Source organism: Nostoc sp. C052, from assembly GCF_013393905.1.
Classification (GTDB): Bacteria; Cyanobacteriota; Cyanobacteriia; order Cyanobacteriales; family Nostocaceae; genus Nostoc.
In genome coordinates this window covers 1879515-1895091 of record NZ_CP040272.1, presented here as the reverse complement: position 1 = coordinate 1895091, position 15577 = coordinate 1879515, and the positions used below count along the sequence as shown (strand labels likewise).

Sequence of the window (15577 nt, the reverse complement as noted above, 5' to 3'; positions counted from 1 at the left end):
TACACAGGCAAAACTCGCCTGCGCGGGTTGGAAACGTTAATTTTCGGTCAGTCTGCGTCAGAAAACAATTTACCAACTTGCGCCAAATCTACATTTCCACCACTGATGATGACACCAATTTTCGCCTCTGATGCTGTCATCACACCAGCTTCGAGTAAGGCGGCGGCGGCGAGGACTCCGGTGGGTTCAACGACAATTTTCAGACGTTCCCACAAGAAAAACATAGTGCGAAGAATCGCTTCTTCCGATACCGTCACCATATCATCGACGTAATGCAAGACTAGGGGGAAAGTAATTTGACCAAGGCTAGGAGTCCGCGCACCATCGGCGATGGTATTGGGATTTTTGACAGTTTGTAGGGTTTTGGTGTGAAAGGATCTAGTAGCATCGTCGGCGATCGCTGGTTCTACCCCGATTACTTTACAATTGGGTAAAAGTGCTTTAGCTGCGATCGCACTTCCTGAAAGTAATCCGCCACCACCACAACAAACTAATAGTAAGTCCAACTCACCAACTTCTTGAATCAGTTCTAAAGCAGCTGTACCTTGTCCGGCGATGATGTGCGGATGATCGTAAGGTGGAATCAGTGTCAAAGAGCGCTCATTTGCTAGATTTTGGGTTAATTCTTCTCGATTTGTTTCTTGGCGATTGTACAAAATTACCTCTGCACCATAACCACAAGTGGCAGTTTGTTTGACAGCGGGTGCATCATCGGGCATGACAATGGTGGTGGGAATATTTAGTAATTGTCCAGCTAAAGCGATCGCTTGGCCATGATTTCCTGATGAATAGGTGATAACGCCTGTTTGTTTTTGTGCTATTGATAGTTGGGCTAGGGCATTGTATGCACCTCTAAATTTAAATGATCCTGTGCGTTGAAAGTTTTCGCACTTAAAAAATACCTGGCTATTGGTGCGATCGTTAACGATTCTAGAAGTCAGTACAGGTGTGCGGTGGGCAATACCCAAAATTCGCTCTTGTGCTGCTTGCACGTCAGTTATAGTAACAGAATTATGCTGTGACATTGATAATAATATTAAATATTTTTGCTCTTGTTGATATAGATACAGATTTTTATATTTGCGCTGAATATGCTTGATCGAAGCATATTCAATTTCAGGTGGATAGCATCATTTATTTTCCTCATAAAACTAGTTACAGCAAACATTATATATTGCTGTAACTAGTTTTATAAAGCTTAAATTAATATCACCTTACTCATTTTGGCAACATGAATAAAACATCCGAAAGTCGGCAAAAAAAAACTGCTCTCATTACCGGAGCGGCTAGTGGAATAGGTTATCAATTAACCCAGATTTTTGCTCGTCATAGTTATAATCTTGTGTTAGTAGATAAGAATGAACAAAAACTTAATGAAATTATAGATGAATTTCCGCAAAAATTTGGCATTTTTGTCAAAATTTTTGCCAAGGATTTATCTATACCAACATCCCCAGAAGAAATTTTTACAGAACTACAGCAAGCATCCATCAAGATTGATGTGCTGGTTAACAATGCTGGCTTTGGTACTTATGGAGCATTTACCGAAACAGACCTCAGCACTGAACTGAAAATGCTACAGGTAAATATCGTCAGCCTAACTCATTTAACTAAGTTATTCCTGAAGGATATGGTCGAGCAAAACTATGGAAAAATATTGAATGTGGCCTCAGCAGCGGCTTTTCAACCAGGGCCACTAATGGCAGTTTATTTTGCTACTAAAGCCTATGTCTTATCATTTTCAGAAGCGATCGCTAATGAATTAGAGGGCACTGGTGTCAGCGTGACTGTTCTTTGTCCAGGGCCAACAGCATCGGAATTTCAGCAAACTGCTGCAATGGAAAATTCCAAGATTGCTAACGTTAAGAGAATGATGGATACGGCAACCGTCGCAAAAATTGGTTATCGAAGCTTAATGAAAAATAAAACCGTTGTCGTTCCTGGTATGAGAAATAAGATATTGAGTGAAAGTGTCAGATTTACACCCAGAAATTTAGTCACAAAGGTTGTCAGAAGTATGCACGAGCTTAAAAAAAATCGGTAGTTCTATCGAGAGCATCCAATTTTGCCAGAATATGTTTGTCATTATGGGGACTTCTAAATAAAAAAATACTCAACTACTTCTTGTGGGGTGAGCGACACGAGAGCCCAGTCTGTATGGCGGGCAAGATGCCCACCCCACAAGATTAGGTAATTTATTTCTTGGAAGTCCCGTCCCTTTTTTTAACCGTTTTTATACGTAGAAGAATATATTCTCTACGTATTTTTTATGAAAAAAAGATTTATCCCAATGTATATTTCCGCATTTTTTTGGGAATCCTAAATTTGAGGAAGCATTAAAAACCGCAAGGTATGACTTCCTGACATATCACGTAACTTTTAGAGGATAATTATGTCTAAACGCAAATTGCCCAAAGGCCGTAGTGTTAGTTCAGTTGCTCTAGAACCAGAAGTTGCGATCGCAGTTATTGGACTTTTTTCCGCAGCTGCCGATGGTGAAGGTATTTCTTCAACCGAAGAATATGCTTTAAGTGAATTTCTCAGTCGGGTTGGCTTATTTGAAGATTATTCTGATGACGACTTTGAAGAATTGACCGAAAAAGTCGTCAGCTTAATTGAAGAAGAAGATCCAGAAGATTTAATCGCCCAATCCATCGAATCTTTACCTAATAGAGGTTATCGCGAAGCTGCATACATCACAGCAATCTTAGTAGTAGGGATTGATGAAGAAGTACCCGAAAGTGAACAAGATTATATCTCTGAGCTTCAGGAAGCCTTAAAGATTTCAGACGAACGCGCACAAGAACTTATAGACGGAGTATTCGGGGAAGACGAAGACGAAGACGAAGACGAAGATGAAGATGAATAAGAGTATTAATTTACTCCCGTCCAACTAAGGTATTATCATCAAGTAGTTTTAATAACTATCTGATGATTAGGAAAATTTCTCTTAGCTTGATGCTGCTGTTTCTGGGTACTCAAATTGGTGTTACCCAGCCAGCAGCTAAAGCACAAACCCCAGTTGCACCAGCAACTACCACAAAATCAATTTGCTCTACCCAACTAGGAACAGCTATAGATGCTGTAATCAATCGTCCCTTATTTAGTCGGGTGCGTTGGGGAATTTTGGTACAACCCCTGTCAACCGAGCAAACTCTTTATAGTCGAGATGCCGAGAAGTATTTTACTCCCGCGTCTAATCTTAAATTGCTGACAACAGCAGCGGCATTGCAAATATTGGGTGCTAATTTTCGGATTCGCACCTCTATTTATCAGAATGGTAATGGTGTTTTAAGTGTTGTCGGTAGGGGAGATCCTAGCTTAAGTGATACTCAACTACAAGCATTAGCACAACAGCTAAAACAGAAAGGGATTACCCAAATTCAGCGGTTGATTGCTGATGATAGTTATATTCAAGGGGATATTGTTAACCCCACCTGGCAATGGGAAGATGTGCAGTCAGACTATGGCACACCAGTCAGCAGCTTTATTCTCAATCAAAATATTTTTAGTTTAAAACTTGTACCGCAGGCTGTAGGTAAACCTTTGCAAGTCGTGTGGATTGATCCCGGCGAGGCGAAACAATGGCGGATAATTAATCAGTCAGTAACCGCTGCCCAAAATCAACCAAGCTATGTCAATGTTACCCGCGAATTATCAGGAACAACATTACGAATTCAAGGACAACTGACAACAAATTCTGAACCATCTTTAATAGATTTACCTGTAGTTGATCCCAATTATTACTTCTTACGACGCTTCCGTAGTGCTTTGGCAACAGAAAAAATTACTTTGGGACAAACATTAGTAGTCAGTGGTGGTATTCATCAAGAGGAAATAGCCTTTGTAGAGTCACCACCTTTATCTGAATTATTAATGGAAACTCTTCAGAATAGTAATAATCTTTATGCTGAAGCACTGCTGAGAGCGTTAGCTGTGAAAAAATCCGGAGTAAAAAATCAGACTAGTGCTGATGTCGGTTTGGAGGTTGTCAAAGCCAGTTTAACTAAATTGGGAGTTGATCCAGCAAATTATATTTTAGTGGACGGTTCGGGTTTATCACGTCGCAACTTAGTAACACCAGAAGCTTTTGTACAAATTTTGCGGGCGATCGCAAAAACACCAACCGCATATATCTATCGCGCATCTTTACCCTTAGCGGGTAAAAGTGGAACTCTCAAGGGCCGTTTTCAAGATACACCTGCTGAGGGAATTGTGCAAGCAAAAACAGGTACGTTAAATGGTGTCGTTTCTCTATCTGGATATATAAATGCACCAAAGTATGAGCCGCTGGTTTTTAGTATTATCGTGAATCAGTCGGATCAGTCTGCAACAGTTGTACGCCAGGCAATTGATGAAGTTGTTGTGTTGTTAACGCAATTGCATCACTGTTAATATGATACTTTTCACTCTTAAATTTTTTCATGCCAGCCAAAATTTTACCACCGCCCTTGAAACCTGGAGACTTACTACGAGTAATTGCCCCTAGTGGTGCTTTGCGAGAATTTGAGGCATTTGAACGGAGTCTAGAAATTTGGCGATCGCGCGGTTATCAATTAGAAGTCAGTCCTCAGATAGATGACAAATGGGGTTATTTATCTGGGACAGATGAAACTCGTCGTCACCAGCTAGCAGCAGCATGGCAAGATCCTGATTGTCGTGGTATCCTTTGTGCCAGAGGCGGTTTTGGTAGCACTCGCATCTTAGAAAATTGGAATTGGTCAAATTCAGCGCTTCCCAAATGGCTCATAGGCTTTTCTGATATCACCGCTTTATTATGGAGCCTTTATACAGCAGGTATTTCCGGCGTTCACGGCCCGGTAATGACGACTTTGCCAGATGAACCAGATTGTTCAATTAAGCGATTATTTGATTGGTTAGAAAGTAGTTCTTTCACCCCTCTCAAAGGTTACGGTTGGGGTGGTGGCATAGTTACTGGCACTTTGTTACCAGGTAATCTCACGGTAGCTACTCACCTTTTGGGTACACCAATCCTGCCAAATCTAGATGGTGTAATTCTGGCGTTGGAAGATGTTACCGAAGCACCTTATCGCATCGATAGGATGCTGACACAGTGGCGTTTGAGTGGTGCTTTATCTAAAGTCTGTGGTATTGCTTTGGGTGGTTTTACTCGCTGTGAAGCGCCACCCACTATATCTAGTTTTAGTGTAGAAGAAGTATTGCGCGATCGCTTAGGTGATTTGGGGATTCCCATTGTCTCCGATTTACCTTTTGGCCATGATAGTCCCAATGCAGCCTTACCGATGGGTGTAGAGGTAACTTTAGATGGGGATGCGGGAATATTAGCGATCGCGCATCCACATTAAGTTAAAATCAGATCCGCTAAATTCAAGAACATGACTTTCTTTTGGTAGCATTTCTATATAAAAAACTATAGATAGTGTAAAGTATTACATGTTTGAACGCTTGCATGGTTATTCAGGGAAAACATGATTTATGGATAAAAATTTAATAATTGATGTCGGCGTTCACACAGGTGAAGATACAGAGTTTTACTTAAAAAAAGGCTTTCGGGTTGTTGGTATTGAGGCTCATCCTGAGCTTTACGAAGCTACAAAAAAGCGACTAAATTTATATATAGAAAAGGGTCAACTTACTCTTCTAAATATTGCTGTATCACCGAAAGATGAGCCAGTCACTTTTTACGCTAACTTGGAGAGAAGCTTTTGGGGTACAACTTCACCAGATTGGGCTATTCGGAACAAATGCTCTTTTGATGCGCCTTCTATTGAGATAACTGTAGAAGGGCGCAGATTTGAAAGAATTTTGGAGGAGTTTGGTATTCCCTACTATCTCAAAGTAGATATCGAAGGTGCTGATTTATTATGCATACAGGCATTACGGCAGTTTAATACTAAACCACAGTTCTTATCTATAGAGTCAACCAAGACTTCTTGGAAGGAACTGCTGGAAGAATTTGCGCTATTAAAAGAACTTGGTTATCACAAATTCAAAGCCATCAGTCAAGGGCATGTACCTGAACAAATTTGCCCTTCACCAGCACGAGAAGGTCAATATATCCCACATCGGTTTGAATATGGTGCTAGCGGACTTTTTGGTGAAGAAACCCCAGGTAATTGGCTTTCTGAGAGTGAAGTAATCAAAGTCTACAAAGGCATTTTTTGGACTTATAAAATAATCGGAGTGAATGGAATTATTTACCGATTCCCCATAGGGAGAATGTTCCTAGACAAGTTTAAAATCCAGGAACCTTGGTACGATACTCATGTTAGTCTTTGAACAAAGTATTTTATCCTGACATCTAAAAACTACTGTGGGGTTTGAGTTCAACTCAATCCCATTTTCGGTAGCAACGAGCTGTACAGTAATAAGGGTGAAAAACTTCTAAGAATTTGCTTTGAATCGTCCTGTAGAAAGTCTCTACTACTTGAGGATCATCAATGTGAAAAGGATAATCTTGATTAAAGCCTTTAAAGAAATACCAATTCAAGATTGTTTTACCAGTAGGTGTCAGCGCTTGATGAAACTTTAGTAACTGTTGGGTGGGGTCTGACAAATGTTCTAAAACATCAAAAGAAATGATAGTATCAAAAGTCTCTTTTTCAGGCATTTCCAAATAAAAACTCATTTTGTGGCTCAAACCCATCTGTTCAGCCCGATAACGCACAAAATCATAATGAATAGGATTAAGATCGCAATAAATTACTTGTTCAACCTGTGGACAAAGGGCAGCATTAAGTGCATGAGTACCAATCCCGCCGCCAAAATCTAACACCCGACCTTGAGCATGATCTACAATCAAATGTAACGTGTTTTCAATATTTTGACTTTGTTCTAAATGCCAAGCTCCCAACTCAAATAAATAAACCTCTCCCACTTGTTCGCGATAAAAGTCTGTTGCTTTTTCCCAATCAAAATCTTTATGGCCTAACTCGGCCATTTCTTCTTGTCCTGTTGCTAACCTTTTTTCTAGTGTTTCTGAATCTAAATGCAAAAAATCCTGTAGATGCTGTTTTAAGTTAAATGAATTTTGCCAATAATCGCTTAAGAAAGCTGGAGCGGGATGCTTAACCATGAATTTAATTAACTATTATCATTAACTCAATATTCTATATCTTAAACTGAATCAATCTTTTATACTTACTTTTTTTCAGAAATCTAAATTTTAATAATTGATGCAATCTGGAAACAGCCATTCTCCCATCAAACCTATAATTAGGTGATTTATTAAAGGCAATTGCCCCTAGTACAACACGGCGTAAATAAACCATCTATTCTCAATCAATGAAATGCTGACGCTGTATTCATTTGGAATTTTGAATCCCGCCTTGCGGTACTAGTGGGCTTTGCAAGAATTAGAATTATTTACAGGGTAGAGAAAGAGAGGCGATCGCATGGTTATAATTGTATTCGATCATAACCACCGATTTGCGATTAAAAGTTGAGCTATTTCTGTATTACCACTAAATAATCACGTTCCAGATAAAAGTTATTTCCATCTGGCGTAGACTCTTTAATCACAGTCATCTGTGCCTTTTCTATGAGCCACTTAATTGCTTCTGGTGAAGTTGGATAATACAATTGTTCACTATCTGCTTTGCTGCAAAACCTTGTCCAACCATTTGGTGTGGTTATACTGCTAGTATGAATAAAAGCTCTCCCACCCTCTTTGAGTATTTTATAAATACTGTTTAAATATTTCCAAATTGTTGGTAGATCCAAATGTACAAAAACATCAAAAGAATATATGAAATCAAATTTTTCACCCAACCCAGCTTCAAATTCAGAGTTTTCCATTAAATGAAACTCTACCTGAGGATAGTGTCCAATCCTTTCTTTAGCCTTATCTAGCATTGCTGGTGCTACATCAAAACAGTATAGCTTTTCGACATTTTCAACTACTTTGGCTGCAATTCTAGCACCACCAACACCAATCTCTGCAACTGTGCTGTTTTTAGTTAAAAATGGGAAAATATATTCACTAATAATTTCTTTCACATCTTCTGCTGTCCCCCATTCATCACCTAAATAACTTATGGCTGCATCTTTTTCAGGCTGTGTAATTTGATCATTAGCTGTTTGAAAATCATATTTACTCCACTGTTTAGCATACTCATTCCAGAAGTTTCTATTAATTTCCAAATTTGATGGCTGCATTGATAAATACTGTAGATGGATAACAGGCAGTAATATTAGCACAATTGAGAGAGCCAGAGCAAATTTCAATCTTAGGAATAAGAATTAAATAACATAAAATTTCTGTCGCTGGTTTACCTCACCCTCAATCCCTCTCCGATATATTGGAGACGGAAGCTAGAGACAGGATGAGATTTTGCATCATATTTAATCCACATTTCTTAGCGATAGGTTGCCAAGCCAAATACGATTAATCGGCACGTAAGCATTTGTAATTGTGTAGACATGCCCACTAATCTGGGTTATAGTCCCAAAAGGAAAAATAGGGTAAATGCCATCTTCAGGAAAATAAATAATGTTTAAGTGGTGTTTTATAAAGTCTGCAAAATTGCCTGAGGAGGTTAACTAATGTAGTATAAATCAACGTAAAATATACTTAGCTTTACTGTACAGCAAGTATTGCGTGATGCTTTTTGCGGGTGTAGCCATCAGTCGATGCAGATTATGGCATATTGAATATCAGCAAATAAATCACAGATAGCATAATTATTTGGTTATGATGCTGTGTTGTCAGTATGAGCAACTTTAAACTAGTTATAAATTGAACATCTAACTCTTATGAGTCCTATTGTCTTTGACTTCAGTCCCGAAATTTCAGTTATACTTTGCACCTACAACCGAGAAAAATATTTGAATAATTGCATCAATAGTGTTCTTGAGCAAACTTTTAAAGATTGGGAACTATTGGTAGTTGATGATGGTAGTAAAGATAATACTTTTGAAATTGTCAATCCATATTTGCAAAGATTTAATAATATACGTTATTTAAAACACCAAAATAAAAAATTAGGGTACTCTAAAAACGCCGGAGTTCAAGCATCCTTTGGTAAATACATCACCTTTATTGACAGCGATGATACATATAAAACCAATCATCTAGAGTCACGACTTAAATACATGCAGGCTAATCCAGAAATTGACTTGATTGAAGGAGGATTTTTTTCTGAAGAAGAGATTTTTGTCGCCGATTATTTTCAACCAGGTAAAATCATTAATTTACGCGAATGTGTTTTAGGCCCGACATTTTTTGGTAAGAGGCGAGTATTTTTTGAATTGCAAGGATTTAATAATATTCCCTATGGAGAAGATACAGACTTTTGGAAACGAGCAGAAAAAATTTTCAAAACTCAAAAATTTACAGAACCGCAAACCTACGTTTACACAAGAGCAGAAACTAGCATTACCAAGGATGTTCTGGAACAGCGCTCATTAACCTAAAAACTTTAATTCGGTTTATCTTGTTCCACTTACAATACTGTTCGGTTAAGCATTTTTAACTTGAAATTGGGTTTGGGGAAAAGGTTAAGGGGTAAAGGTTAAAGGTTTTTCTTTTCCCTTTTACCCTTCCTCTTTTCCCCTTAACCGAAAGGTATTGGTTCCACTTAGTATAACGCTACCTGCAACTATGCATATTTGTCATATAGTTTTGAATAACATTGGTGGAGCGCCAAAAGTTGCTGATTCGCTAATTTCTTCTCAGTCCAAAGCTGGCTACGAAGTTTCTACTGTGGTGCTTACTGTTTTAGAGTCACAATGGATAGTATCTTTTAAAGCAGCCAAAACTGTGATTGTGATGAAAGTTGCAGGTACTCTATTTATTATCGGGGGGATGATACATCAAATATGGGTAGCAATAAAATTAAGCAGGGTGATTGCTGAACAAAAACCGGATATTATTGTTTGTCATACTGCATTTATTACTAAACTCTTTTATCTATCTAAATTCATTCCTGGTAGTTTCTCTGTTCCCTATATTAGCTATATTCACAGCGATTATATTTCTGAATCATACGTTGAACGTAAAACAAACCCCATTAGCGCATTGATTCAAAACTTATTTATCAGTCTTGCTAGCAGAATCGATATGCTTGCGCTTCAGCAAGCTAGTGGATTAATATTTGTTTGCAATTCTCTATATCAAAGATTCGCAAATATTGGGTTAAAGCATCATCGAGTTGTGATATCTTATAATCCAGCTATAGATGATATTAGTAACCAACCTCTTCATCCTATAGCCAAATCTTGGTTGAGTAATTCGCAGTTGATTACCTTTGTATGTGCTTCTAGATTTCACCATCAAAAAGACCATAAAACCTTACTCAAAGCATTTGCTAAAGTTAGTGAAAATCACTTAAATATTCGGCTGATTTTGTTAGGGGAAGGTGATTTAGAGACAGAGATACAAGCTCTAGCAAAGTTTTTAGATATTGATGAAATTGTGCTGTTTGCCGGTTCTGTTCTCAATCCTAGAGCTTATTTCTCACTGTCTAGAGCAGTTATACTTGCTTCCCATTTTGAAGGCTTACCACTGGTTCTTGTAGAAGCTGTAGCTAGTGGGGTAACATTTATTGCCACTGATTGCCCAGTTGGTCCACGTGAGATTTCTGAAGTACTTAAATGTGGGACAATAATACCACCAAGTAATGTAGATGCGTTAGCAGCAGCCATTATTGACCATGTAAAAACTCCTCAGGAGAAAATTGAACGCTCTGAGGAAATTGCACAATTATTTAGTGCGGCTAGCTGTGCTGAAAGATTAGAAGTTTTGATAAAGCAAGTTATTTCAGAATAAGTAAAAATTGAATAACATGCTATTTTACCTAATATTTATGTCTAAAGACTTTGTATGAATACTAATTTTTTAGCTCCCAAAATTAGAGATTTTTGGTATTTATTGAGAAATTCGGCTCGGCAGTTTTTTATTTTAGGAATCATTGTAAGTTTGTGTCTGATATTTTTATCTAGTTGTCAGGGGCTAAGACAAAAGGAAGATGGGGTAATTCATCTAACACTATGGCACGCTATTAATCCCCCTGCAAATCGAGATATATTTCAAAAACTAGTAGATAAATTTAATCAGACTCATCCTAATATTCAGGTGCAATCTATCTTTGAGAGTGAACCTCAATTACCAAAAATATTGACCTCAGTAGTTGCCAATGTGCCACCAGATATGCTGGCATTCCATCCTGAATATACGGGTCAATTTGTGGAATTAGGGGCAATTCGATCTTTAGAAGATTGGTTAGACAAATCGGCTCTCAAGTCAGATATTAGACCTAATCTACTAGAAGAAATGCAGTTAGATGGTCACATTTGGTCAGTGCCAATGCACACCAGTAATATTGGGATTTTTTATCGCCCTAAACTTTTTGAAGCTGCGGGAATTACAGAATTACCCAAGACTTGGGATGAATTGAGACAAGTTGCCAAAAAATTAACTATAGACCGCAATGGCGATCGCCGCCCCGAACAGTATGGCATGTTACTGCCTTTAGGAAAAGGAGGATGGACTGTATTTAGTTGGTTCCCGTTTTTACTTGGTGCTGAGGGAGAAATTGTAATCAATAATCGCCCCAATTTAATGAATGCGGGTGCGATCGCGGCCTTAAAATTTTGGCAAGACCTGATGAAAGATGGTTCAGTATTACTTTCTGCCCCAGAACGAGGTTATGAAGAAGACGCGTTTCTTGCAGGTCGTGTAGCGATGCAAATAACAGGCCCCTGGACTTTAATTATGAAATCTGAGGTCGATCATCAAGTATTACCCATACCAGCAAGTGTCAGACCTGCCACAGTCACAGGTACCGGAAATTTATTTGTGATGAAGACCACGCCAGCAAGAGAGCAAGCAGCACTCAAATTTTTAGAATATGTTTTGAGCGAGGAATTCCAAACTGAATGGTGTATAGGGACGGGTTTTTTGCCAGTTACCCTCACATCGGCTCAAAGCAAAGCTTATCAACAATTTATCACCGAAAAACCAATGTTAAAAGTGTTTTTTGACCAACTACCTGTGGCACGTTCTCAACCGATTATTGCTGGATATAGCCGTATTTCTGACAGTCTTGGTCGAGCGATAGAAGCGACATTGCTAGGAGAGTCTGCTGAAAAAGCCCTCAAAATAGCACAAGAGCGTTTAGAACTGATTTGGGATGACAAATAAATGGGACTGGGTATTGGTTCCTATCGATCAAAATCACGAAGAAACTTTAGTTTTGGGATGTAAATTTCTTTTCAATGTACACAAACCAATTGCTGGTATGGCTCCGAGAATCGCTGCTGTCAGTCCTTGTCCACTCCAATATAGTATGGGAGTACGGTAGGTTTCTGGAATCAAATTTTGCACAATAAAAAGCAACCAAACCAAAATAGTAATCAAGAAGAAAGAGATTGAGGGTAAAAAATTCCACCACCAAATGTCTGCTGTGTATCGCCTCAATACCAGCCATTGGCAAATTCCTAGCCAAATACCAGAAATAATATAAGCGATCGCAAATAGAAATCCCAAAATAAAAGTTTCTTCAGGAGATGATGAGACAATGGTTGAAATGTAGTTAATCCAAGCTGTAGAAACGCCATTGGCAATCAGCCAACCGATGCTGGTAGCAAATAGCCACTGCCAACCCGGTAAATATCTGTAAAGAACAAGGCTCTGGTCAGCAGCGAAAATTACGGCAAATACAACATTACTGAGACTTCTGACCAAAATGCTCCATGTTTGTGCTTGGGTAGCAATATTAGATGAGAGGTTGTGGAGAATAATTTTCTCTAAAGCGATACTGGCAACGCCACCCACAACCCATCCGATGAGAGTCATTAAGGTAAACTGAATAAAGAACCTCTGTCGCTGCGATCGCGGAATCAAATACTTTCCTGGATTAGGCTCGTTACTAGCAGATGCAAGATGGTCGGGACTGTTAGAGTCAGTTTGCATAGGGAGTTAGGGGGACTGGGGATTGGGGACTGGGGACTGGTGACTAGGGGATAGGGATAATAACCATACCTAATTCCCAATTCCCAATCCTTAGTCCAATATTGATTCTTGTTTTATCCTATTTCTTACTCTTCAGTCCCCAATCCCTAGTCCCCAATCTCTAATCTCCAAACCTGCTGAAAAAGCGTAATCCCGGAATGATAAGCTAAACAGTGGCATAAAAGTTGTGACTTAGGATGAAGTGATAAATGAGTGTTTATTCAACAACTCCTCATCTCTTACGGGCTGCTCGTGGTGAAGTAGTAGATCGTCCCCCTGTATGGATGATGCGACAAGCGGGACGATATATGAAAGCATATCGAGACTTAAGAGATAAGTATCCTTCGTTTCGCGATCGCTCGGAAATTCCAGATGTAGCAATTGAAGTTTCCTTGCAACCGTGGAGAGCTTTCCAACCAGATGGAGTAATTTTATTTTCTGATATTGTCACCCCATTACCTGGTTTGGGTATTGACATGGATATTGCGGAAGGTAAAGGGCCAATCATTCATTCACCCCTCCGCACTCAAGAACAAATTGATAATTTGCATCCCTTAGAACCAGAAGCCGCGCTACCATTCATCAAAACGATTTTGCAAGCGCTGCGTTCGGAAGTAGGTGATAAATCAACGGTGTTGGGCTTTGTGGGTGCGCCGTGGACGTTAGCAGCTTATGCAGTAGAAGGAAAAGGTTCTAAAACCTACTCCATCATCAAAAATCTGGCATTTTCAGATCCGACGATATTGCATCAACTGTTAGCTAAATTAGCAGATGCGATCGCCATTTATGCCCGCTACCAAATTGACTCTGGCGCTCAAGTTATCCAAATGTTCGATTCTTGGGCAGGTCAATTGAGTCCTCAAGATTATGATACCTTTGCTCTTCCCTATCAACAGAGAGTTTTCCAGCAAGTCAAGCAAACCCATCCCGAAACACCTTTGATTTTGCTAGTTAGCGGTAGTGCGGGTGTGTTGGAAAGAATGGCACAATCTGGCGCTGATATTGTCAGTGTAGACTGGGCTGTAGATATGGCAGATGCACGAGCCAGATTGGGTAAGCAAGTCAAAGTTCAAGGAAATCTTGACCCAGGCGTGTTATTCGGCTCTAAACAGTTTATCCGCGATCGCATCCTCGATACCGTTCGCAAAGCTGGCAATTGGGGTCATATTCTCAATCTTGGTCATGGTGTCCTCCCAGAAACTCCCGAAGAAAATGTCGCTTTCTTCTTTGAAACCGCAAAAGAACTTAACCTTGCAGGAGTTAAGGGTTAGTAGCCATATAATTTTAGATTTTAGATTTTAGATTTTAGATTTTTACTGCAATCCAAAATCCAAAATTCAAAATCTAAAATTTTCAGAGTAGCTCCTAATTTGGAACTTTTAACTTTATTCTTTACTCTTTAGTTTTAACTCCTAAATTTTGAAAAATTCTCTATGAGCCAGAAACGGATTTTAGTGACTGGTGCAAGTGGTTGTGTAGGTCATTATTTAACAGAAGCCTTAATTAAGGAAACAGATCACGAACTGTATCTACTAGTTAGGAACCCAAGCAAACTGCAAATTGATACCAACGCACGTTCAGGTATCAAAGTTTTGCAAGGTGATATGCAGAATATTCGCCAGTTTGCCGATTTGCTATCCACAATTGATACGGCGGTACTCACAGCCACAGCTTGGGGTGGTGATGAGACATTTGATATTAATGTCGTCAAGACTATAGAGTTGCTCGAACTACTAGATCCAGAACGTTGTCAGCAGGTGATTTATTTTTCGACAGCCAGCGTTTTAGATCGGTACAATCAACCATTGAAAGAAGCCGGAGAAATTGGGACAGATTATATCCGTTCTAAATATGAGTGCTTAGAGAAAAAAGAAAAATTAGCGATCGCACCCAAAATTACCACAGTATTTCCCACTTTAGTATTGGGTGGTGATGCCAATAAACCCTATTCTGCTGTCACATCTGGCATTCCAGAAGTGACAAAATATATTAATTTGATTCGCTTTTTGGAAGCAGATGGCAGTTTTCACTTTATCCACGGACGAGACATTGCCACTGTCGTGCGATATTTAATCGATCATCCTCCCAAAAACCATCAACCACATCGGCTTGTTTTAGGTCAAGCACCGTTAACAGCTAATCAAGCAATAAAAGAAGTTTGCGCTTATTTGGGCAAAAAGATTTACTTTCGTATTCCCATATCTTTAGCCTTGGCTAATTTAATTATTGTTCTGTTTCGCATTCAGATGGCCGCTTGGGATCGGTTTTGCATGAACTATCGGCATTTTACTTATGAAAAATTCATCAATCCCGATAGTTTCGGCTTGCCAAATTACTGTGCAACCATGAGTGATATTTTAAAAATTAGTGGTATCAAACGCGCTAAAAATTAGATGTAATCTGTAGCTTTTGACAGCATTTGTCAAATATCAGCAGATAAATAACATATTCAACGCAGGATCTACCGCTCAAACTTTGCGTCCCTCTGCGCTTCACTTTGCGTCCCTCTGCGTTTAAAAAAGCTACAAACTTGGGAATTGAGAATTAGGTATAGAGAAGAATGAAAAATTCCCTCTTTCCGCTCTGCTCCTTGCTCCCCATTCAGGTAAAAATATCAGTGGTAAAATAAAACAACTTTAATAA

The 15577-nt window shown here is 39.1% G+C and carries 14 protein-coding genes; 10 read left to right on the top strand and 4 right to left on the bottom strand.

Annotated elements, in window-relative coordinates; genetic code table 11:
• Positions 1–47: 47 nt before the first annotated feature.
• Positions 48–1025 (bottom strand): threo-3-hydroxy-L-aspartate ammonia-lyase, encoded by a 978-nt coding sequence (locus FD723_RS07590; RefSeq protein ID WP_179064777.1) that lies wholly within the window; start codon positions 1023–1025, stop codon positions 48–50.
• Positions 1026–1231: 206 nt separating this feature from the next.
• On the opposite strand from FD723_RS07590, the gene FD723_RS07585 reads away from it, so the two are divergent.
• The 5 genes from FD723_RS07585 to FD723_RS07565 all read left to right on the top strand — a co-directional run bounded on the left by FD723_RS07585 (position 1232) and on the right by FD723_RS07565 (position 6261).
• Positions 1232–2044 carry an SDR family oxidoreductase gene (locus tag FD723_RS07585; RefSeq protein ID WP_179064776.1) on the top strand — a complete coding sequence of 271 codons (813 nt, stop codon included), beginning with the start codon at positions 1232–1234 and terminating at the stop codon, positions 2042–2044.
• Positions 2045–2392: 348 nt separating this feature from the next.
• Positions 2393–2869, top strand: coding sequence for a tellurite resistance TerB family protein (locus FD723_RS07580; RefSeq protein WP_179064775.1), 477 nt, complete (start codon positions 2393–2395; stop codon positions 2867–2869).
• 62 nt (positions 2870–2931) lie between these two features.
• Positions 2932–4395 carry a D-alanyl-D-alanine carboxypeptidase/D-alanyl-D-alanine-endopeptidase gene (gene dacB, locus FD723_RS07575; RefSeq protein ID WP_179064774.1) on the top strand — a complete coding sequence of 488 codons (1464 nt, stop codon included), beginning with the start codon at positions 2932–2934 and terminating at the stop codon, positions 4393–4395.
• Between the two features lie 29 nt (positions 4396–4424).
• On the top strand, positions 4425–5327 hold the full coding sequence (locus tag FD723_RS07570) for an LD-carboxypeptidase (protein WP_179064773.1): 903 nt from the start codon (positions 4425–4427) through the stop codon (positions 5325–5327).
• Positions 5328–5457: 130 nt separating this feature from the next.
• Positions 5458–6261: an FkbM family methyltransferase gene (locus FD723_RS07565; protein ID WP_179064772.1), complete on the top strand. Its 804-nt coding sequence runs from the start codon at positions 5458–5460 to the stop codon at positions 6259–6261.
• 52 nt (positions 6262–6313) lie between these two features.
• Here FD723_RS07565 and FD723_RS07560 read toward each other — a convergent pair whose 3' ends face one another.
• Both FD723_RS07560 and FD723_RS07555 read right to left on the bottom strand, forming a co-directional pair.
• Positions 6314–7057: a bifunctional 2-polyprenyl-6-hydroxyphenol methylase/3-demethylubiquinol 3-O-methyltransferase UbiG gene (locus FD723_RS07560; protein ID WP_179064771.1), complete on the bottom strand. Its 744-nt coding sequence runs from the start codon at positions 7055–7057 to the stop codon at positions 6314–6316.
• Positions 7058–7428: 371 nt separating this feature from the next.
• The gene (locus tag FD723_RS07555; protein ID WP_179064770.1) at positions 7429–8139 is read right to left on the bottom strand and encodes a class I SAM-dependent methyltransferase; all 711 of its coding nucleotides are present in this window, start codon (positions 8137–8139) and stop codon (positions 7429–7431) included.
• A gap of 597 nt (positions 8140–8736) precedes the next feature.
• Between FD723_RS07555 and FD723_RS07550 the strand changes: the two genes are divergently transcribed.
• The 3 genes from FD723_RS07550 (at position 8737) to FD723_RS07540 (ending at position 12124) form a co-directional block, all read left to right on the top strand.
• Positions 8737–9396 (top strand): glycosyltransferase family A protein, encoded by a 660-nt coding sequence (locus FD723_RS07550; RefSeq protein WP_179064769.1) that lies wholly within the window; start codon positions 8737–8739, stop codon positions 9394–9396.
• A gap of 187 nt (positions 9397–9583) precedes the next feature.
• Complete coding sequence (locus FD723_RS07545; RefSeq protein ID WP_179064768.1) at positions 9584–10750, top strand: glycosyltransferase; 1167 nt, start codon at positions 9584–9586, stop codon at positions 10748–10750.
• A gap of 54 nt (positions 10751–10804) precedes the next feature.
• A complete protein-coding gene (locus tag FD723_RS07540; protein WP_179064767.1) occupies positions 10805–12124 on the top strand; it encodes an ABC transporter substrate-binding protein in 1320 nt (439 codons plus the stop codon).
• A gap of 33 nt (positions 12125–12157) precedes the next feature.
• Here FD723_RS07540 and FD723_RS07535 read toward each other — a convergent pair whose 3' ends face one another.
• The gene (locus tag FD723_RS07535) at positions 12158–12895 is read right to left on the bottom strand and encodes a hypothetical protein (RefSeq protein WP_179064766.1); all 738 of its coding nucleotides are present in this window, start codon (positions 12893–12895) and stop codon (positions 12158–12160) included.
• 248 nt (positions 12896–13143) lie between these two features.
• Here FD723_RS07535 and hemE point away from each other — a divergent pair, with 248 nt between their 5' ends.
• Together hemE and FD723_RS07525 are read left to right on the top strand one after the other, a co-directional pair.
• Positions 13144–14205, top strand: a complete 1062-nt coding sequence (hemE, locus tag FD723_RS07530; protein WP_179064765.1) for a uroporphyrinogen decarboxylase — start codon at positions 13144–13146, stop codon at positions 14203–14205.
• Between the two features lie 162 nt (positions 14206–14367).
• Positions 14368–15327: an NAD(P)-dependent oxidoreductase gene (locus tag FD723_RS07525; protein WP_179064764.1), complete on the top strand. Its 960-nt coding sequence runs from the start codon at positions 14368–14370 to the stop codon at positions 15325–15327.
• Positions 15328–15577 lie beyond the last annotated feature (250 nt).